Below are 20,935 nucleotides of genomic sequence, written 5' to 3'. Positions count from 1 at the left end.
TATGAAGGTTACCAAATTTGAAACATGGTGGGTACGCCGGGATCAGTGCCTGTTTGATGAGAAGCGTCAGGGAGGCAGCGCCATGCCCTGGGATGTGGTTGTGCTGAAACTGACGTGTGATGACGGGACTGAGGGTATTGCCACAGCAATGGCGGCCCGCTCCGGCCAGGTGACGGAGGGGTATCTCCAGGAAACAGCCGCGCCTCTTGTTTTAGGGCGCGATCCCCACGACCGCGAGGCTATTTTCTACGATTTTTGGAACCTGGACCGTCATGAGGCCTTTTATCCTGTGTTCCTTCCTGGGCCGGTTGACGTGGCCCTGTGGGACATATGTGCAAAAAAGGCGGGTCTGCCCTTATATAAATATATAGGCGGTTACAGGGAGAGCCTTCCTGTTTATGCCAGCAGCCTGTTTTATGATGACCCCAAGGTCTACATAGACGAGGCATTGCACTACCGGTCAATGGGCATCAACTGCTACAAAGTCCACCCCTCAGGTCCTGTTGAAAAGGACATGGAGATCCACCGGAAGCTGAGGGAGGCAGTTGGGGACGACATGGGCCTGATGAGTGATCCGGTGGGAGAATACACGTTGGATGAGGCGATCAGGGTGGGGCGCCAGCTTGAGAAACTAAACTATATCTGGTTTGAGGAGCCTTTCAGGGATTTTGAGCTGTATAAATATCAGAAGCTGTGTCAGACCCTGGATATCCCCATTGCTGCCACCGAGACCACCAGAGGAGCCCATTGGGGCGTGGCCCAGTCCATTGCCCAGAATGCGGCTGATATTGTACGGGCCGATGTTTCATGGAAGTGCGGTATCACGGGAACATTAAAAATTGCCCATATGGCAGATGCCTTTGGCTTGAACTGTGAGATACATACCACGACCATGAACTACATGGACCTGGTTAACCTTCATGTTTCCTGTGCGATCCGCAATTGTAAATACTTTGAGTATTTTGTACCGGAAGACAGTTTCCGTTTCCCCATGAAAGGGGACCTTCCCATTAAGGATGGACGGATCTACGTTCCCAAGGAGCCGGGAATAGGCGCAGAACTTGACTGGGATCTGATTAAAGACAACTGTGTGGCTCACAAGGTGAAGACACTGGATCAAGACTTTATAGAATGAGAAACGATGGTTTGGTAAAAAATGGAGGTAGGCGATGAGAGGACGGAATAGGATCCTGGGATTCCTGATGGTTTTATCTGTTGTATGCCTGGCAGGCTGTGCGGGCAGCTCCCAGGAGGACAGCCAGGAACAGGAGGACAAAAAGAGGGCCGAGATCGTGTTAAAGGCCGGGGAGGTGAATCCGGAGGATAATATCAATACCCAGGTGCTGCACTACTTTGCGGACCAGGTAAAGGAACTGTCCAACGGCCGGATCATAGTGGAAATCTATGCAGGCGGTCAGCTGGGGGATGAGCGGACAGAGCTTCAGGCCGTACAAATGGGAGCCCTGGACATTTTCCGGGGAAATACCCTGACCATGGGAGACTTTGGGGCGGATAAGATGGGGATCTTTGGACTTCCCTATTTGTTTGAGGGCCGTGACCATCTGTGGAATGTGCTGAAAAGCGATTTGGGCCGTGATATTTTAGACAGCCTTTGGGAGGCGGAGACGGACATGGTGGGGCTGGCCTATGTGGATGAGGGCGCCAGAAACTTTTTTGCTAAAAAACCCATTGAGAAGCCTGATGATCTAAAGGGAACAAAGATACGTGTGGCTGAGACTTCCATCCTTTTGGATACGGTGAGTTGTTTTGGGGCGTCACCAACTCCTATTTCCATGAGTGAGCTGTATACCTCCCTTCAAACCGGCGTGGTGGACGGGGCGGACCAGCCTTTATCCGGATATATCAGCAACAGCTTTGGTGAGATCGCTCCCCATGTCATTCTGGACAACCATACATACACTCCCGGCGTCATCATTATGAGCGGGTACCGTTTTAACAAACTCAGTGCCGGGGACCAGGATATTATCAGGCAGGCCGCCGAGGCTGCCGAGGACTATAACCGGGAGGTTGTGGCAACTGACGAAGCTGAACAGATCGAGGCGCTGAGAGCCCAGGGCATTGAAGTGATCGAAGTGGAGGATTTTGGCCCCTGGCAGTCGGTTGTGCAGCCGGTGTACGATCAGTATGCGGTGGGGTTTGAGGACATGGTGGAGCAGATCCGGGCCATGAATGAAATGTGAGGAGGGAAAAATAGATATGGTAGATAAGATTTGCAGTACTGTTAGAAGGGGCATCTACATGGTGTGCTGCGTGTTGCTGGCCTGCCAGGTCCTTATCGTATCAGGTGTTGCGGCCAGCCGCTATATCCTGAAACATACACCGCCGTGGGGGGAAAACTTGGCCCTTATCTGTATGGTATGGTTTTGCCTGCTGAGTTCAGCTGTGGCGATCAGTGAGGATCTGCATTTAAAGGTGACCTTGATCGACAATTTTATTTCAGACAGGACCCGTACCATTATGGACCTGCTTGATCTGCTTTTGGTATTTATCTTTGGAGTCGTCATGGTGTTTGGCAGCTACGGGCTGCTGGAACTGACCTCCAGAAACATCATGAGCGGCATGGGCCTGCCGTCTTCGGTCCTCTATGCCGTGATCCCGGTTTCCGGTCTGGCCTTTATTATAGCAACAATTGACAGGGGGAGGACATTATTATGCCATCTGAAACAATAGCCATACTGTTATTAATAGGACTTTTTATTTTTCTCATGGCAGTGCGGATGCCCATTGCCCTTTCCATCGGCATCGCCAGCATGGTGACTTGTATTTATCTTGACATCCCGGTCCAGATGGTGCTCCAGAACATGGTAAAGGGAGTGAACACCTATTCACTGCTGGCAGTTCCCTTCTTTATCCTGATGGGCGACATCATGAGCGCAGGCGGTATATCCAAGCGTCTGCTGCGTCTGGCCGGGGTAATGGTTGGTTGGATGCATGGTGGGCTTGCAATGGTGACCATTGTGGCGTCCCTGCTGTTTGGGGCGGTTTCCGGCTCCTCGGCTGCCAGCGTGGCAACCCTTGGGCCTACCCTGATTCCAAACATGGAAAAAGAAGGCTATGAAAAGGACTTTGCAACCTGCATCGTAATGGCCAGTTCAGTTGAAGGAATCCTGATCCCGCCAAGCCAGAACATGGTCATCTATGCTTTGGCGGCCGGGGGCGTTTCCGTGGGAGCCCTGTTTCTTGCAGGTATTCTTCCGGGCTGTCTGCTCGCAGGCTGTCTGATGGTCTACAGCTACTACGTGGCTAGAAAACGTAATTACCCCATCGGTGAAAAATTCCAGATCAAAAAGGTATGGCTTGCATTTAAGGATGCATTTTGGGGACTGTTGACCATCGTGATCGTGGTGATCGGTGTGTGTACCGGATTTATCACGGCTACGGAAAGCGCGGCCCTGGCAGTGCTGTGGAGTATTTTCGTTACCTTTGCCATCTACCGGGAGGTTTCCATTAAAGAGCTGCCCAGGATGTTATTTAATTCTGTAAAAACATTGGCAATGATCATGATCCTGATCTCCATGTCAACGGCCTTTGGATGGCTGATGGCATATTTGAAGGTTCCGGTGCTCATTACCAACAGTATCTACAGCATCACTGATAACCCGGTGATCATTATGCTGATCATCAATGTTCTGCTGCTGGGCCTGGGAATGGTAATGGAGATGGGATCCCTGATCCTTATCGTGACGCCTATCCTGCTTCCTATTGTACAGTCCATTGGTTACAGCCCCGTCCATTTTGGGGTCATCATGATCCTGAATTTGGGGATCGGTCTTTTAACCCCGCCGGTTGGAAGTTCCCTGTTTATTGCATCCGGTATTTCCGGGATTAAGATTGAAGCGCTGACCAAACGGATGTTGCCTATTTATCTGACCATGATCATCTGTCTGATGATGGTAACCTTCATTCCTGCGATCAGTATGACACTGCCTAATCTGGGGGCATAAGGAGAATGATAAGGAGAAGGATTTTCTTTTCTGCTTAAAATGGGATTGAAAACCTCTGAAAAATTATATACAATAAGAAAAAAGGGAAATGTGCCTAGTTGTCCGGGTGCATTTCTCTCTATTTTGGAATATAGTGCCGTTCTATAAAAAGCAGGAAAGAGGAGCAATGAAATCTCAGATTACAATGAAGGACATAGCCCAGCACTTTGGCATGTCGTTAAACACAATCCACAAGGCGATCACGGGAAAGCCTGGAGTCAGTGAGCAGACCAGAAAAAAGATTGTTGACTATGCCGCTGCCAATGGTTATAAGATCAACTCCATGGCTTCCTGCTTAAAGCGCAAGGAGATACAGATCGCGGTATGTTTACCCGAGTTGGACAAAAACAGCGTGTATTTCTATAACTTTATATGGCGGGGATACATGGGTTATATGCGGGAGTGGGGAGATCTAAATGTCCAGGCCAGGGAGCTGCCTTTTAAGCCCGGGGAGCTGGCCAAGACCCTTAGCCGGCTTAATGATGAACTGGAGCATGGAAAACGGCTGGACGGCATTCTCTCCATTCCGCCGGAGGGAGAGGATGAGGTCCTTGAAATCAAACGTTTGACGAAAAAGGGAATCAGCGTTGTTTTTGTTACAGGTGACAATACGGAGTGCCAGAGGGTGGGTGTGGTTGTCGCGGATTACTATGTGGCCGGAGGAGTTATGGCCGAGCAGGCATGTAATATCCTGAGGGGCCGCGGTCGTGTGCTGCTTATGGCCGGAAATCAGTACAATGATGCCCATTATATGATCGCAAAGGGCTTCCACGAGTATTTGCAAAGGGAAGGGGCCGGGATACAGACTGAAAACCTGTATGGTTATTTTGAAAAGGATCTTGGAAAAGAGGAATTGCTCAAAAGGATACAGGAATTAAAACCGGATCTGATCGGCTGTGTTTTTGCCCGGGGGAGTGTTGTGCTGGCGGAGGCGCTTAGGGAAAGCGGGCTGTCAGGAACCATACCTGTCATTGCCAATGATGTATTTGATGAGAGCGTATCCGCTCTGCAGGATGGGACTTTTACCAATATCGTGTACAAGGACCCCACCCGCCAGGCTTATTTAGCCACAAAAATGCTCTGTGAGTATCTGGTAAAGGGAAATGTGCCAAAGGAACAGGTGAAAAAGGTGGAGATTGCCCTGATCTTCAAAGGCAATGTAAATTATTACTGGGAGCGGGAAGATTATTAGGATAGGAACAGACGGGATCCGAATTCGAGTTTTGCATCCACATTGGGATTTGTGGCAGAAGTGCTACAGAATGAGAGTCTGGGATGGCTCAAAGAACAGCTTAAGCTGGATTCAAATTCACGGATATTGTGTTTTTCCACAGAAGGAGATACGGATCGCAGTAATTATAGAAGAATTGTTTGGGATGGGTACTATCCAAGCTTCTGATGTCATGGCTGTATTGTACGGAAACTGCGCTCCACAGGGAGTACAGGCAGCCGACCGCGTTCATTTCATAACAGACATTCTGTGGGATATGAATACGTACTATGATGGGGAGGGGGGTGGGGCATATAGAATGAGCTTAATTCAAACAGGAAAAAGGAAATACTCCGGGAATTGATATTTCCGGGGCTTTTCTATACCCATTTATATAAAATCAATTTATAGTAATAGAACCTTTGATAACGTGAGAGATATTCCATATATCAAATGAAAAATAAAGAGAATGATTCATAAAGTGGCATTTCAGAGTGGAGACAAAGACCTTGCAAGGCATGTGAAAAGGTGCTATATTATGCTCAATCACGCATATGCGGTATCAGGGGCTTGCCTTTGTCAGATATGACGGGGAACCGGATGACTGGCTTGGAATATAAGATGTGATTGGAATGAGGAGAATTGATCATGACTACGGTTTTACTGACAGCTTTTTCGTTCATGCTGATCATCCTGATCGGCGCATATCTGCATATGGGAGGAATCCTTCCGGAAAATGCGGGTGATGTCGTAAAGCGGATTCTCATAAATGTCACCCTCCCCTGTGCCATCATTGTTAATTTTTCAAAGATAGAGGTAGTGGGAGCGGAGATGCTGGCGCTGACGGTCCTGGGGATTGCTGCAAATGTCATAATGATCGCTGTTGGGATCGTTATTACAAAAAAGAAAAGCAGGGAGGCAAAGGCGCTGCATATCCTGTGCCTCCCCGCATACAACATAGGAGCGTTCTGTCTTCCGTTTGTACAGAGTTTTCTTCCTGCGATGGGAAGTGTGGCGGCCTGCATGTTTGATGTGGGAAACAGTGTGATGTGTACAGGGGCAACCTATGCCTTTGCATCGGAATACCTTTCCGACAACAAAGACGGATTTGATGTGGGATCATTTGCAAAACGCCTTCTTTCAAGTATGCCGTTGATCACCTATGTTCTGATGTTTATCCTGTCGGTAGCCCGGTTCAGGCTGCCCAAGCCGGTTCTGACATTGATCGCCCCCATGGCGGCGGCTAATACGTTTACCGCTATGCTGATGATAGGACTGCTTTTAAGGTTTGAATTTCAGCGGAATTACATAGGCGATATATGCAGGATCCTCGGAGTTCGCCATGTGGCGGCGATTGTGACGGCGCTGGCCGGCTATTATCTCCTTCCATTTGACATCGTGATTCGCAGGACACTGGTTTTGGTTAGTTTTGCTCCTATCAGCGCAGTTGCGCCGGCCTATACAGGCATGTGCGGCGGTGATGAGGGGAAGGCCAGTGCTGCCAATAGTATTTCCATTCTATTGAGTGTGATCGAATTGACCTTTTTATTAATCATTATGAAGCTGTATTGAGCCGTGTTTAAAGCTTCCGCCCCCGCCTCCTGCAGTCACTGTTCTGCAATTGCCCTTAAACAGGCATTGAGTGCCGTCTCACCGTCCGCTGACCGGATATCCGGTGCGGTTTTGCATTCCTGGCTCCCTGATCCGTCCGGCATTACACCGTACACCGGTGCGTATTGTACGATCAGGCCGCTGTTGGGAAGAATGATGGGCAGAGGATCGCTGCCAATGCCTTCACCGCCAGTCTGCGTTCCCACAAGTGTCATAAAGCCTGTTGCTTTTGAGAACATGGCAGCATATTCCGATGAGGAAAATACCGTGTCACTGACAAGCATCCAAAGCTTTCCGCTGAGCATTTTCCCTCCCCCTGCAGGATCCACGGTGTATTGGATATCATGAAAGAAGTCCGTATCGGACAGATCTTCCTGATTGGTGCGGGGCAGGTCGGGAAATTCCGAAACAGGACGGTATTGGTCCATATCCAGGAAGATACGGTTGTTTTCCCCTCCTTTTATCAGACCGTAGGCGTTGCATGTCAGTGCGCTGTCAATGTTGGGAGAGGCGATGAGATCATTAAAATAATCCATGGAACCTCCGCCGTTATCCGTAAGGTCAAATATTATATGGTCGTATCCCCTGACCTTATGGTAAAAATCAAATAGCTGTTTCTTATCTTCCCCGTACTCATTGCCGGAAAGGAACCGGTCAATTTTGATATAGGCAATGCTTCCCTCTTTTATAATGCGCGTTTGAACATTAGCTGCCACGGATTCCTGTTCATCGGTTTGCGCTGATTCAAGGGAAGCGTAATAATCCATCACCTTATCATAGGCCGGGTCTGTCACCTGTCTTATTTTTTTGTAGTTTTCCAGGGACTTTGGATTGTTGTATGCTGCCGCTAATTTTTGCATGCGGTCTGAGTCCGGATAATCTGCGGCCACGCGTCTGTAGCTGTCTGCCGTCTCTTCAAACCAGTAAGGGTTATGTAATAACAAATGTCCGATCTGGTCATTGGTATTGATAAATTCATCCAACTGCTGATAAAAGGAAATATCCGTGTTACTGGTGCGGATTTCTCCCCGGGCTTTCCGGTATTTCTGATCTAAATCCGCATCCCGCATTCTCTTTAACGTATGAAAATAAGGATAATTTTCTTTTAGTGTCTGATACAAAAGATCCAGATCTTCCAGTTTCTGCTCCGTTGTCAGATGGATCCAATCGCCTTTCTGCAAAGCCCGGATCTCACGGCGCAGTGATGGGGGCTGATACTCTGTTTCACTGGCACTTGCCTGCGTATTACCAGAAGGACCGGCAAAGGCTGTGAAGGGACTGCATAACAGGGACGAGATACATAAAATACAGATGGATTTTTTCATTGCTTATTTGCTCCTCTTAAGCCCGCCCTGGGATGTAGGCTGCGGGACGTATGGCGGTTCATGATTATTGTGTGATGTGATATTGGCAGGAATATTTATTATATATGGTAATTATATCATATAACATTTACCCTCAGTGGACAAGGGGAGAGTGTGCCCTTGTCCACTGAGGGTAATCGTCTGGATGTGTGATCAGTTTTGGCTGTATCAATTTGATACTGATTATCAAAACGATATGGAATAAGGCACATTTGTTATCAAAATGATATTTATAAGCAAAAGTATGAAGGTATTTCAGGAACTTCGATGATGGCATGAAAATTGCTAAATAAATAAGGGGACCCCAATTGGGACCATCTTAAAATCAATATTTACCCTCAGTGGACAAGGGGGAGTGTGCGCCCTTGTCCACTGAGGGTAAGGAAAGAGGAACGAATAATGAGCAGTTTTCAAACCGCGTTAAGCGCCGTATTACCCATGTTTATCATGTTGTCACTGGGATATTTTCTGAGAAAGATCAATATGGTGGACGATCATACCCTGAATAAGATGAACAAGCTGTGTTTCAAAACTTTTCTGGCCATCTCCCTATACTACAATATCTATAAAGCGGATATCAGGGAGGTATTTAACGGAAAACTGATCGTGTATGCTGTGATCACGCAGATCGTGATTCTGGGGATTTCGCTGCTTGCCGCATATCCCACAGAGAAAACAAAGAAAAGGCGCGGCGCGCTGGCCCATGGTATTTTTCACACAAATTTTGTTATATTCGGAACTCTGATCGGGACAGCGCTGTGTGGTGAGGGAAACATTGGAGCGATCTCGCTGCTGATCGCTATTATTGTCCCGGTTCAAAACATAATTTCCGTCATCCTGCTGGAGTTATTCCGGGAAGGAGGAAGGATCGAGTTAAGGAAAGTGTTTGGGGGAGTGGTAACCAATCCGTATGTTATTGCGGCCCTGGCCGGCTTTTTGACACAGCTGCTGCATATTCAGTATCCGGACATGCTGTCCAATGTTTTTAGGGATCTGGGGCGTTGCGGTACGCCGGTGGCCCTGATTGTTATGGGGGGATTATTTAACTTTGGAGCAGTAAAAAGCAACTTAAGAAGCATTGCGGTGGGCATCCTGTTCAGGCTTCTGATCGTGCCGGCTATTCTTGTACCTGTTACCGTATGGCTTGGATTTTGCAGGGCGGATTTCATTGGCCTGATGTGCATCTTTATTGCTCCCTGTGCAACCACATCGTTTAACCTGGCCAGTGCCATGGATTCCGATGCGGATTTGGCGGCGCAGCTGGTTGTATTTACATCCGTATGTTCCCTGGGGACCATTTTTATGTGGATCTTCATACTGAGCCGGATGGGAATCTTTTAATGAAGGACGGGTTCTTGACATAAACGCGATCCGCCGTTACCATGGGATTATAACATCGTTTGTTTCAGTGAAAATGGGGGAATAGAATGAAACGCATTTTAATGAAAATGCAGGAAACAGCCCAGCGGTATGTTGAGATCCTGGCAGAAATCCTGAAAGTTGACGTGACAATCATTGATGCCAATTGCATTCGTATTGCGGGAAGCGGGCGGATGCGCAATCGGATCGGGGATATGTCGTCTTATGGATATGTAGTAAAGTCAGCCATAGAACACAAGGAGCTGACAATCATGGATGATCCGAAGAAATCCGGCATCTGCCGTGTCTGTCCAAAGCTGTCTGTCTGTGATAACATCTGTGAGGTATGGCTCCCGCTATGCGTGGATGAAGAAGTGATCGGGGTATTGGGATTTGTATGCTTTGAAGAGAGCCAGAAACAGCATTTTTTTGGAAATAGAGAAGTATTTATCCGCTTTTTGAATCAATTTGGGGAGCTTCTTGAATCAAAAGCCAAGGATATCCTGAATGAAGGAAGAAACCAAAATGTGATCCTGCTGCTGGAGAATATTCTTAATAAGGTTGACAGCGGAATCCTGGTCATGGACCAGAACCTTAAAATATCCAGGATTAACCAGGCTGGTAAGAAACTCCTGTTTATACAGGAACTGAATCACAAGCTGCCGCCTATCACATTTCACGAAACAGGGAACCAGGTACAGGATCTGCTTGAATACAGCCTTCAGATCGGAGGTTTCACCTATCTTTTGGCAGGCAGGTTTTATGATCTGGATATGGAAGAGTACAGAAAATTATTTGTATTCCAGAAGGCAGATCTGACTTCCGATGAAAATGACGGTGCAGGGGTACGGGTAAAACCAAGGGAATTAAACCGCATCTTAGGCGTATCTTCAGCTGTTGTATCTATCCGGGAGAAGATTCAGATTGTGGCACCGTCTGTATCCAATGTTCTTATAACAGGAGAAAGTGGTACGGGAAAAGAACTGGTAGCCGTTGCGCTTCATGGGGAGAGCGACCGATCCAACTATCCTTTTGTTGCGGTCAACTGCGCGTCCATACCTGAGAATCTTTTGGAAAGTGAGTTGTTCGGATATGTGAAGGGCGCATTTACAGGGGCTGATGCAAAAGGCCGGACCGGTCTGTTTGAGGCAGCCAACGGCGGTACTGTTTTTTTAGATGAGATAGGTGACATGCCCCTGTATCTACAGGTAAAGCTTCTGCGTGTTCTTGAAAACAGGGAGATTACCAGACTGGGCAGTAACCAGACAGTGAAGATTGATGTGCGTCTGGTGGCGGCAACTAATAAGGATATAGAATCAATGATCCAGGCAGGGGAGTTCCGTGAGGATCTATATTACCGTCTCAATGTGATTCCCATGGCACTTTCTCCCCTTCGGGAGAGGAAGGAGGATATACGTGTGATCGCCACCAGTTTTATTGAACGTTACAGTGCAGTGCTTAATAAAATGGTGAGGGGGATTGATGAGGATTTTTGGAGATACCTGGAGCGTTATGAGTGGCCTGGAAATATCCGGGAACTGCAGAACACGATTGAATATGTGATGAATATGATGCCTTACAGCGGAATGCTGGAGGGCAGCCTTCTTCCTGGAAAATTTTTCCAAACAAATGGGACCGTACGCGTGGAGGAGGCCATAGAAGATCTGAATCTGGAAAACATGGAACGCCAGATGATCAAACGGGCACTGGCAATCTATGGAGTTTCCCCGGAAGCTAAAAAAATGATAGCAGGCAAATTGGGAATCGGTATTGCAACATTATACAGAAAGATAAAAGTATATAAGCTCTAAGTTGGGAAAGGAACGTACGATTAATAACGTACCATCAACCGTATGGTCTATGGATAAAAAGGCTGTCTTTTAGACGGCCTTTTTTAATGGAGATACGCAGATCAGGTATCAATATGATATAGATTATCAAAATAATACGAGATCAGGACATCTGAATATCAAAATGATAAGAGCAATGGCAGAGTAAATCCTGCATACGTGACGTAGGGGATAGAAACAACGTAAATTCAAGGAAATTCAGAACTTTATGATAAGACGGAAGTTGGCACAAAGATTGCTTAATATAATTGTACCGCGGATAAAAAAGCAAGGAGGTTACAGAGGTGGCATATTATCAGCATTTAAAGGTGCTAAAAAACGATCATGTGTCGGAAAAAATGGGTCCTGAGTTTTTAAACACAGAAAGTACGAAGGCAGTTCGTCACTTGCATTGTTCCGTGACGGCCTACCGGGAAACACCTTTAGTTTCACTGGAAGTTCTGGCAAAGAAGCTGGGGGTAAAAGGGATTTTTGTGAAGGATGAGTCCTACCGGTTCGGGCTCAATGCATTTAAGGGGTTAGGCGGCATCTACGCATTGGCATGTGTGATCTGTGAGAAATTGGGACTGGATATCCATACCACTAAGTTCTCCGATCTTCAGCAGCCATTGGTCAGGGAATCTGTTTCCCACATGATATTTGTGACGGCAACGGATGGCAATCATGGAAAGGGCGTGGCGTGGGCGGCCGGCCAGCTGGGATGCAAGGCCTATGTTTATATGCCGAAGGGATCATCACCATACCGTGCCCAGGCAATCCAAAATGCCGGAAAAGCGGAGGTGACGGTTACGGATATGGGATATGATGATACGGTCCGTTATGCCCGGCATATGAGTGAGGAGCATGGCTGGACATTGATTCAGGATACATCATGGAACGGTTATGAGACAATTCCCAAGCGGATCATACAGGGATACACCACAATGGCATATGAGGCAGTCCATCAGCTTGGAGAATACGGAGTTAAGGCACCCACCCATATATTCCTTCAGGCAGGTGTGGGAGCTATGGCAGGAGGGATAACCGGGTTTATGGTTAATTACTATGAAAAGCAGCGTCCGGTCATTGTGATTGCCGAGCCGGAGGAAGCGGCGTGTATCTTTGAGTCTGCCCGAAAGGAGGACGGAGGGCCGCATGAGGCTGCCGGAAGCGGAGAGACCATTATGGCAGGACTTAACTGCGGGGAACCATGTACGATCACATGGCCCATTTTAAGGGATTATGCCAACTTCTATGCAGCCTGTCCGGATTATGTGGCTGCCAGGGGCATGCGGCAGTTGGCTGCTCCATGGGGCAATGATAAAAAGGTCATATCCGGAGAATCGGGAGCAGTGACAATGGGGCTTTTGACCATGCTGATGGAAAGCTGGGAACTGGAAGAAGAAAAGGTAATGATGGGGCTGAATGAGGAGTCGGTTATTCTTTTGTTTAACACGGAAGGAGATACGGATCCGGCTTCTTACCACAGGATCGTATACGATGGAGCATATGCCACTCCGTAGGAATGGAGGGGATAATGCCTGGAACGATCACAAATGTATTTAGGAGGGTAATATGACAGAGCAAGAGAAGAAAGCGCCCAGTTTTGGGTATGCATTATTTGTAACAATTGTATCGTTTTCTATTATTATGATACCGGCAGTGTTTCTTGGAGCGAAAACCCAGCCATTGTTTTTGATATCGTGGATCATAACCATCCCATTCTGTATGAAGCTGGGATATACATATAAAGAATTGCAGCAGGGTATTTTCCACTACTGTGCGAAATCCCTGGTGCCCATGACCATCGTACTCTGTGTGGGGGCACTGATCGGAACATGGAATGCCTGTGGAACCGTGCCGCTGATCACAAAGCTGGGATTGCTTACGATCAATCCTAAATATTTTCTTGTTATGAGTTTTGTGATCTGCATTATATTTTCTTTATTTACAGGCACATCCTTTGGAACCTGCGGCACGGCAGGTGTGGCTTTAATGGGCGTAGGCCTCTCAATGGGGCTTCATCCTCTTGTAATCGCATCCTCTATTATCGGCGGTGCATATTTTGGGGATGCCATTTCACCGCTGTCGGACAGCACCAATGTGGCAGCCGGCTCAGTGGGCGTGGACCTGTTTGAAAGCATCAAATATCAGGCTATTACTACATTGCCGGCCGCTGTGATCTGCGCAGTTATCTTTTTCTTATGGGGACTGAATATTGACACCAGCAGCGTGGACTTAAGCAGCATCGGTGATGTGATCTCCGGGATTGAGGCAAATTATAGGTTAGGGCTTGTTCCACTCATTCCAATGGGCGTTGTATTGGTCATGCTGTTATTTAAAGTGCCGTCCATTCCATCCATCCTGTGCGGAAGCATTTCGGGATTCTTGGTAGCATGGCTTTATCAGGGGCAGAGCTTTACAAGCGTAACCATGAGCATGTGGAGCGGTTATGTCCTGGAGTCCGACAATGCATTTATAGCTAAGATCTTCAGCAGAGGAGGCATTACCAGTATGTCCGGTACGGCATTCCTGTTCATATTTGCATTTGGGCTTTTTGGAATATTGAGTACGGCCGGAATTATTGACAAGGTGGTGGAACCGCTGATGAAAAAGGTGAACTCAAGGCTGGGGGGAACCATCTGCACGGTCATATTGGGGTTTGTCTCCAATATTACATCCGCATCCGGCAATTTCTCTTTTGTGTTTACAGGAAATCTTATGACACCTGTGTATGAGCAGAAGCATTTGAATAAATGGGACCTGACCAGAGCCATGTCTGTTGGCTGTCTTTTAAGCGGTCTTTTAGTTCCATGGAATTCAAATCCGCTTACGGTAACCGGCTTCCTGGGCGTTGACTCCACACAGATGCTTCCCTACCTGTTTACACCGTTAGTTACCGCAGCTGTGTTGATCGTTGTAGAAGTTACCGGGATCGACAAGAAGTTTTCAAAAAAGGCCAGAGGATCAGAAGACCAAGTCAATGAAAAGGAGAGAGAATATGAATCAGTATTATAATGAAATCAATAGATTTATTGATGCTCATAAAGATGAGATGGTGAAAAAGTGGAAAACGCTGGTGAATATGGAGGGCCACTATGATGAAAAGGAAAATGTGGAACGGGCAGCCGGATGGCTGAAGAATGAGTTTGAACAGGAAGGGTTCCAGTGCCGTATTCATGAAGTAATGAAAGAAAGGGCGGGAATACTGGTGGGAGTCCTGGGATCAGACCGCCCGGGAAAGCCTGTGATATTTTCCGGCCATATTGATACCGTTCATCACAGCGGTTCCTTTGGAAAAGAAAACCCGTTTGAGATCAGAGACGGAAAGGCTTACGGCCCAGGCGTGCTGGATATGAAAGGCGGGATCATCATTTCGCTGTATGTGGTAAAGGCGCTGAACCATTTGGGTTACAATGAACATCCCATTAAAATCCTGTACGCGGGGGAAGAAGAGTCCGACCATATTGGAAATGATGCGGATATCTTTTACACGGAAGAGAGCAAGGGGGCGCTTTGTGCATTCAATATGGAAACAGGGCATATTGAAAACCGTTTATGTGTGGGGCGTAAGACCCAGTACACCGTCCGTGCCAAAGTCCATGGGCTTGGCGGGCATGCAGGCAATGAGTTTACAAAAGGAAAGAATGCGGTGCATGAAGCCATCTTTAAAGCGGCCGAACTGACAAAGCTGACTGACCTTGACAGGGGGACGACCGTGACGGTCAGCGTGATCAACAGTGGTACGAATACCAATACTACCTCCATCCCTGATCTCAGCGAATTTGCGGTTGATATCCGTGTCTTTTCCGATGAGATCGGGAAAAAGGTTTTGGAGGATGTGGACCAGATTATGAAAAAGGTGTTTGTGGAAGGAACTACCACGGAGTATTATGTGGATCTGGCAAAGCTTCACCCCTTTGAACCCAACCCACAGATCATGCGTTTATTCAGTTTGGTCAATCAGGTGGCGGCGGATCATGGTTTTGCTGAATTTGGGCAGATTCAGCTGGGCGGCGCATCGGATGCCGGTGCAATCGCCGCGGCGGGAATCCCGGTACTTTGTTCCTGCGGGCCCATAGGGGAATTTAATCATAACGTACGTGAATACGCCGTGGTAGATTCCCTGTTCGAGCGCGCAAAGATATACGCCTTAACCGTAACTGAAATTGACAAATTATAAGGACATGGTATCAAGATGGTTTACATTTTATTAAGGCAGATCCTGATCATGGCGTTTTTAATGGCTGTTGGAGTTGGGCTTATGAAAAAAGGAATGCTGTCGCAACAGGGGTGCAGGGATCTGGGAGCGATTTTATTAAATGTGGTGATTCCATGTGTTATCCTGAAGTCCTATATGATTGGGTTTTCATATGAAAAATTAAGGGAATTGGGAGAGTCAGCTGTTTTATCCCTTCTGTCCCTTGTGTTGGCTATGGCCATATCGTGGCTGTTTTTTGGGAAGAGAAAAGGAATACAAAATTTTGCTTCAGCATTTGGAAACGCGGGTTTCATTGGCATTCCGTTAACCCAGGCCGTATTTGGCACAGAGGCTGTTTTTTATGTCGCCGCCTATGTGGCTTTCCTGAATCTGTTCCAGTGGACCTATGGGCTATATATCATGACCGGGGACAGAGAAGTCATACATATTGCTGCCATATTAAAAAACCCTGTATTCATCAGCATTGGTTTAGGTGTGGTAATGTTTTTGCTGCCGGTATCCATACCTGGGTTCATGGTGAAAACAGTTGGGTATATAGCTGATATGAATACTCCCTTGGCGATGATCATACTGGGCAGCTATCTGGTAAAAACTGATCTTAGGAGTATTTTTTTATCAAAGGAAATATATATGTGTGTTCTGCTCAGGCTGTTGATCATTCCACTGGCCACCTTGGGGGTATTCGTGATCCTGCCTGTAGATAACATAGTGATCATTATGGTTGTATTAATAGCTGCATCCACATCCGTGGGCGGCAATATTGCGATCTTTGCCCAGCAGTACAACAAAGACTATATACTATCTGTAAGAACTGTCTGCCTTAGCACCATATTATCGATTGTCACCATTCCTGCATTTTTTTGTGCGGTACAGGCGGTCTTTACAAAATAAGTAAATATAATAAGAAAAGGAACCCAAAAGTTTGTCCGGATATGGCGCTTCTAAACCCGTGTCCGCAGACTGATCTGCGGTTTCTTTTTTTGTACCCCATAATTAGGAGAGGTTTTTTAGATACGTAAACAGGATCTGAAATCAGTGGAACCGTTTAAATATTTTCGTCAGATACTATATGCATATGTACACAAAAACTATCTTGGAAATCAGTGGATTAAATAATAAAATAAAGTTAAAAGGAGCTTTTATGAAAAAAGTATTTGACGTGGAATTCTATAGCCAGCTGCTGGATAAGATAAATGCCAATATTTATATCACTGATGTGGAGACAGATGAGATTGTTTATATGAATGATGCCATGAAACAGACCTTCGGATTGGAAAAACCGGAGGGCTGTATCTGCTGGAAAGTCCTTCAAAAGGGAATGAAGGGCCGGTGCGGCTTTTGCCAGATCCATAGACTTCTCTCTGATACGCAGGATGGAGCCGTAAACTGGAGGGAGTGCAATACGGTAACAGGCCACACGTATCAAAACTGTGACAGCCTGGTTGAAGTGAATGGAAAAAAATATCATTTCCAGCACTCTGTTGATATTTCGGAACAGATTAAACTTTCCCAATACGCTAAGACCGATGACCTGACCGGGATCCTGAACCGAAGGGCGGGAAAGGAACGGCTCTCTCAGCTTTTAGATACCCTGAAAGAAGGGGAGTCTTTTATCGTGGTCATGATGGATGTGAATCAATTGAAGCTGATCAATGACCGCATGGGCCATTTGGAAGGTGACAGAATGTTGAAGTTTGTGGTGAAGAGCACACAGGCATGTATGGAAAAGGACGACTTTATGTTCCGGCTCAGCGGGGATGAGTTTATCGCTGTTTTGTTCCACCGTTCTTTGGATGAGGCCGGGCAATGGAGCGACCAGGTCCTGGAACGGATGTCATATACCAGGCAGTTCCATGGAATCACCTATGAGGTATCGTTTAGCAGCGGCCTGGTTGAGGTGCAAGGAGGATCGGGATATACGGTTTCTGAGATTCTCTCCATGGCGGATGCCTGTATGTATGAAAGCAAACGGAAATTTTATTCGTCCAATGGCGGGGCGGGCCAGGTACTCCAGGAGACGGATCGTCCAGACACACTGCCGGTCAGTAGCCAGGAAAAGAAAGATGGGATCACAGGCGTGCTGAACCGCATGGAAGGAAAGGAGCATTTGTGGGCGGCCCTCAGAAAGACAAAGATGAAAGGGGGCAGCCTGACGGTTGCTCTTTTGGACGTGGACAACCTGAATATGATAAATGAGACCTATGGGGGCAGGGCAGGCGATACCCTCCTGGTCCAGGTGACGGACGTGGTGAAAAAAAGGGTGGAAAAGCCTGATTTCCTGTTTCGCTTAAGCGGTGATGAGTTCATGGCAGTCAGCTTTCATATGAATGAGAGAGAGATGTCCAAACTCTTTCTGGACAGCCTGAAGGAACTTAAGGCGTTTCAGGAACAGAAGAACATACCCTATGAAATGACATTTTCCTTTGGCACCTATACTGTTGGACCGGATAATCCGTTGTCCGTGAACAGCATTATTGCCAAGGCGGATGAGATCATGTACATGCAGAAGCTGCGAAAAAGAAAAACGAAGATGCTGGAGGAAAATGAAAACCCCTTCCGGCATTCAGACGGTGCTGCAGGCTGGCGTGAATATGATTCCTCCTTGCTGTATGATGCCCTGACAAAAAGTACGGATGATTTCATATACATATGCAATATGAAGACAGGAGTGTTCCGGTACAGCCCTGCACAGGTATGGCTGTTTAATATGCCCGGTGAGGTATTGGACAATCCGCTGCCCATATGGAAGGAGATCGTTCATCCTGATGACTGGGAACGGTTTTACAAGTCCAACATGGAGATTGGCGAAAATATGATGGACTATCATTCTGTGGAATTCCGCGCCAAGAACAGGGAGGGAGAATATCTGTGGATGCGGTGCAGGGGGCAGATGATGCGGGATGAATTCGGGGAACCGTCTGTATTTGCAGGGATCATGACCCAGCTGGGACGTCAAAACAAGGTAGATCCGGTAACGCAGCTTCTCAATCACATAGAGTTCTTCCGCGTGTTTGAAAAAAAGATCAGGGACAAGATGGCGGTGGAAAGATTGGGGATCCTGCTCCTTGGTTTGGATAATTTCAAACAGGTCAATGAGATATATGACCGTTCCATGGGGGATCATATCCTAAAAACCGTGGCTCAGTCCATACAGTCCATCCTGCCGGACAATGCGGGTCTTTTTAAGCTGGACAATGACTGCATGGGGATTCTTATGGACAATGTGGGGCACAGGGATATGGAAACACTCTATATGGAGATCCGGAATATGATGGGGCGCATGCATTTTTGGAATCAGTATAAGCTGAACCTTACGCTGTCCGCCGGAGGCGTGATGTACCCGGAGGACGGAGGCGCGGCTTCTGAACTGTTTAAATATGCAGAGTATTCTCTGCGCTATGCCAAGGAAAAAGGGCGGGACCGTATCGTATTCTTCTCAAAGGAGATCCTGGAAAACCAAAAGAAGACCCTGAAGATCATGATGGCCCTTCGGGAGTCCGTCAACAGCGGATTCACCGGATTCAGCCTGCGTTATCAGCCCCAGGTGGACGCGGCCAGCCGAACGATCATCGGTGCCGAGGCTTTGCTGCGCTGGACGGATCCGGACGGCAGTATTGTGTCCCCGGTGGAGTTTATCCCCATTCTGGAGGAGACGGGAATGATCATCCAGGTGGGGCAGTGGACCCTGAGAACAGCCATGAGGACGGCCAGACCATGGCTGAAGAAGAACCCTGATTTTTCGTTAAGCGTGAATGTATCGGTGCCCCAGATGATGGAAGCTGATTTTGTGGAAAATGTGCTGGATGCGGTAGGGGAGGAGGAATACCCTTGCTGCAGCCTGATGCTGGAACTGACAGAGAGCTGTAAAATCCACGATATGGGTCTCTTCTACAAAAAATTTGAAAGCCTGAGAGCCCATGGCATTCAAATTGCCATGGATGATTTCGGCACGGGCTATTCTTCTTTGGAGCTTTTGAAATTTGCACCCGTGGACGTGGTCAAAATAGACCGTATATTCATCAAGGATATTTTAAAAAGTAAATTTGACGCCACATTCATTCAGTTTGTGGTGGCCATCTGCCACAGCATCGGGATCAAGGTTTGCCTGGAAGGAATGGAGACAGCGGAGGAATATGAGGCACTGAAGACAGTGGGGCTGAATTATATCCAGGGTTACCTTTTCGGCAGGCCTATGACGGAGGTGGAGTTTTTTCAGTGGGAAGAAGCGGGTGAGTGACCGGACAACAGAAACATTAGAAGGCCACGATAGACCATCACCCGGCCTTTTCCAAAAGTGCCTGAATAAGTAGTTCCGCAATTGGCGTAAACACCTGATATTTCTTCCAGATAATATACATTTTATTTTCAAGCACAGGGTATAATGGACGGAAACACAGTCCGCTGTCTGTACTGGTGTCCGCCAGGTGGTCAAAGGTCAGCATACATCCAAGGCCCTCCTTTACAAATACACTTCCGTTGTAAAAAAGGTTGGCGGACCCCACATAATTCAGGGCGTCCGCCTTTTCGCCGCACCATCTGGGGATATCGGCTTTCATGGACTGGTCCGAACAGATCAACTCAATACCCATCAAATCATTGGCTGTGATATGGCTTTTTTTTGCAAGGGGATGGTCCTGGCGCATGAGAAGTCCCCAGGAATCCACGCCAGGGATCGCAATGTAGTTATAGTGCGTCAGGTTGGGGGGCTCCACAATAACAGCCATATCCAGAAGGCCCCGGTCCAAACGTTCCGTTACCTGTTGGGTATTCCCGCTGTGGATGTGGTAGCGCAGGCCGGGATATTGCTGTTTGAAATCCATGATCACCTGTGCAAGGTGTTTAACAAGATGTGATTCGGCGCATCCGATATATACATCGCCACCGGTCACTTTGCCCAGTGACTTAAATTCGTCCGTGGTCTTATCAACCATTTCCAGAATATCTTCCGCGCGCTTTCTGAGCAGCATCCCCTCATCTGTCAATTTAATGCTGTAATTGCTGCGGACAAATAATTTCTTGCCAAGTTCCTGCTCCAGATCCTTCAGCTGTTTGGACAGCGTGGGCTGGGAAATATGCAGATAGGCAGCGGCCTTTGTTATATTTTCCTCCCTGGCAGCCTCTAAAAAATATCTTAAAACCCGGATTTCCATGACAATACCTCCATTCTGTTCATTCAATCTTCCGATTCTGATAAAAATTCCAGTATAAGTTCCAATAAAAGTTCCGGTATAGGTTATAGTATGGTTAATTGAAAAGTTAAATGCAACATAAGCTGTTGCACTTAGAATTACATGAACAGGGAGCCATAGAGTTGCAGCTGCAACTTCATGGTTCCT

16 protein-coding genes are annotated in these 20,935 nt (G+C 47.2%); 14 read left to right on the top strand and 2 right to left on the bottom strand.

Annotated elements, in window-relative coordinates; genetic code table 11:
• The first annotated feature begins 1 nt into the window (after position 1).
• The 7 genes from ABID13_RS27400 to ABID13_RS27370 all read left to right on the top strand — a co-directional run bounded on the left by ABID13_RS27400 (position 2) and on the right by ABID13_RS27370 (position 6,786).
• On the top strand, positions 2 to 1,135 hold the full coding sequence (locus tag ABID13_RS27400) for an enolase C-terminal domain-like protein (RefSeq protein ID WP_045092017.1): 1,134 nt from the start codon (positions 2 to 4) through the stop codon (positions 1,133 to 1,135).
• 34 nt (positions 1,136 to 1,169) lie between these two features.
• Positions 1,170 to 2,201, top strand: a complete 1,032-nt coding sequence (locus ABID13_RS27395; RefSeq protein WP_048929501.1) for a TRAP transporter substrate-binding protein — start codon at positions 1,170 to 1,172, stop codon at positions 2,199 to 2,201.
• Between the two features lie 16 nt (positions 2,202 to 2,217).
• Entirely contained in the window at positions 2,218 to 2,691 is a 474-nt protein-coding gene (locus ABID13_RS27390; RefSeq protein WP_007863046.1) for a TRAP transporter small permease, read from the top strand.
• The gene (locus ABID13_RS27385) at positions 2,673 to 3,965 is read left to right on the top strand and encodes a TRAP transporter large permease (protein WP_007863044.1); all 1,293 of its coding nucleotides are present in this window, start codon (positions 2,673 to 2,675) and stop codon (positions 3,963 to 3,965) included. The genes ABID13_RS27390 and ABID13_RS27385 overlap by 19 nt, the downstream gene beginning before the upstream one ends.
• Before the next feature lie 166 nt (positions 3,966 to 4,131).
• Entirely contained in the window at positions 4,132 to 5,196 is a 1,065-nt protein-coding gene (locus tag ABID13_RS27380; protein WP_048929500.1) for a substrate-binding domain-containing protein, read from the top strand.
• 70 nt (positions 5,197 to 5,266) lie between these two features.
• Complete coding sequence (locus ABID13_RS27375; RefSeq protein WP_040416343.1) at positions 5,267 to 5,578, top strand: hypothetical protein; 312 nt, start codon at positions 5,267 to 5,269, stop codon at positions 5,576 to 5,578.
• Between the two features lie 284 nt (positions 5,579 to 5,862).
• Entirely contained in the window at positions 5,863 to 6,786 is a 924-nt protein-coding gene (locus ABID13_RS27370; RefSeq protein ID WP_048929499.1) for an AEC family transporter, read from the top strand.
• Between the two features lie 35 nt (positions 6,787 to 6,821).
• Here the strand turns inward: ABID13_RS27370 and ABID13_RS27365 are convergent, their stop codons facing one another.
• On the bottom strand, positions 6,822 to 8,150 hold the full coding sequence (locus ABID13_RS27365) for a S41 family peptidase (RefSeq protein ID WP_048929498.1): 1,329 nt from the start codon (positions 8,148 to 8,150) through the stop codon (positions 6,822 to 6,824).
• 438 nt (positions 8,151 to 8,588) lie between these two features.
• Here ABID13_RS27365 and ABID13_RS27360 point away from each other — a divergent pair, with 438 nt between their 5' ends.
• From ABID13_RS27360 to ABID13_RS27330, 7 genes are all read left to right on the top strand, one after another.
• Positions 8,589 to 9,530, top strand: a complete 942-nt coding sequence (locus ABID13_RS27360; RefSeq protein WP_007863039.1) for an AEC family transporter — start codon at positions 8,589 to 8,591, stop codon at positions 9,528 to 9,530.
• An 86-nt stretch (positions 9,531 to 9,616) separates the two neighbouring features.
• Positions 9,617 to 11,359, top strand: a complete 1,743-nt coding sequence (locus ABID13_RS27355) for a sigma-54 interaction domain-containing protein (protein ID WP_048929497.1) — start codon at positions 9,617 to 9,619, stop codon at positions 11,357 to 11,359.
• Positions 11,360 to 11,682: 323 nt separating this feature from the next.
• The gene (gene dpaL / locus ABID13_RS27350; protein WP_048929496.1) at positions 11,683 to 12,900 is read left to right on the top strand and encodes a diaminopropionate ammonia-lyase; all 1,218 of its coding nucleotides are present in this window, start codon (positions 11,683 to 11,685) and stop codon (positions 12,898 to 12,900) included.
• Between the two features lie 52 nt (positions 12,901 to 12,952).
• Positions 12,953 to 14,395, top strand: coding sequence for a Na+/H+ antiporter NhaC family protein (locus ABID13_RS27345; protein ID WP_045092023.1), 1,443 nt, complete (start codon positions 12,953 to 12,955; stop codon positions 14,393 to 14,395).
• Positions 14,379 to 15,560: a M20/M25/M40 family metallo-hydrolase gene (locus ABID13_RS27340; RefSeq protein ID WP_048929495.1), complete on the top strand. Its 1,182-nt coding sequence runs from the start codon at positions 14,379 to 14,381 to the stop codon at positions 15,558 to 15,560. The genes ABID13_RS27345 and ABID13_RS27340 overlap by 17 nt, the downstream gene beginning before the upstream one ends.
• 15 nt (positions 15,561 to 15,575) lie before the next feature.
• Entirely contained in the window at positions 15,576 to 16,490 is a 915-nt protein-coding gene (locus tag ABID13_RS27335) for an AEC family transporter (RefSeq protein ID WP_048929494.1), read from the top strand.
• 250 nt (positions 16,491 to 16,740) lie between these two features.
• A complete protein-coding gene (locus tag ABID13_RS27330) occupies positions 16,741 to 19,836 on the top strand; it encodes a bifunctional diguanylate cyclase/phosphodiesterase (protein WP_052665672.1) in 3,096 nt (1,031 codons plus the stop codon).
• A 37-nt stretch (positions 19,837 to 19,873) separates the two neighbouring features.
• Here ABID13_RS27330 and ABID13_RS27325 read toward each other — a convergent pair whose 3' ends face one another.
• A complete protein-coding gene (locus ABID13_RS27325; RefSeq protein WP_007863032.1) occupies positions 19,874 to 20,749 on the bottom strand; it encodes a LysR family transcriptional regulator in 876 nt (291 codons plus the stop codon).
• Positions 20,750 to 20,935: the final 186 nt, after the last annotated feature.

The sequence above is a fragment of the Enterocloster citroniae genome (assembly GCF_040545455.1).
Lineage (GTDB): Bacteria > Bacillota > Clostridia > Lachnospirales > Lachnospiraceae > Enterocloster > Enterocloster citroniae.
This window is presented reverse-complemented; position numbering and strand designations above follow the sequence as displayed.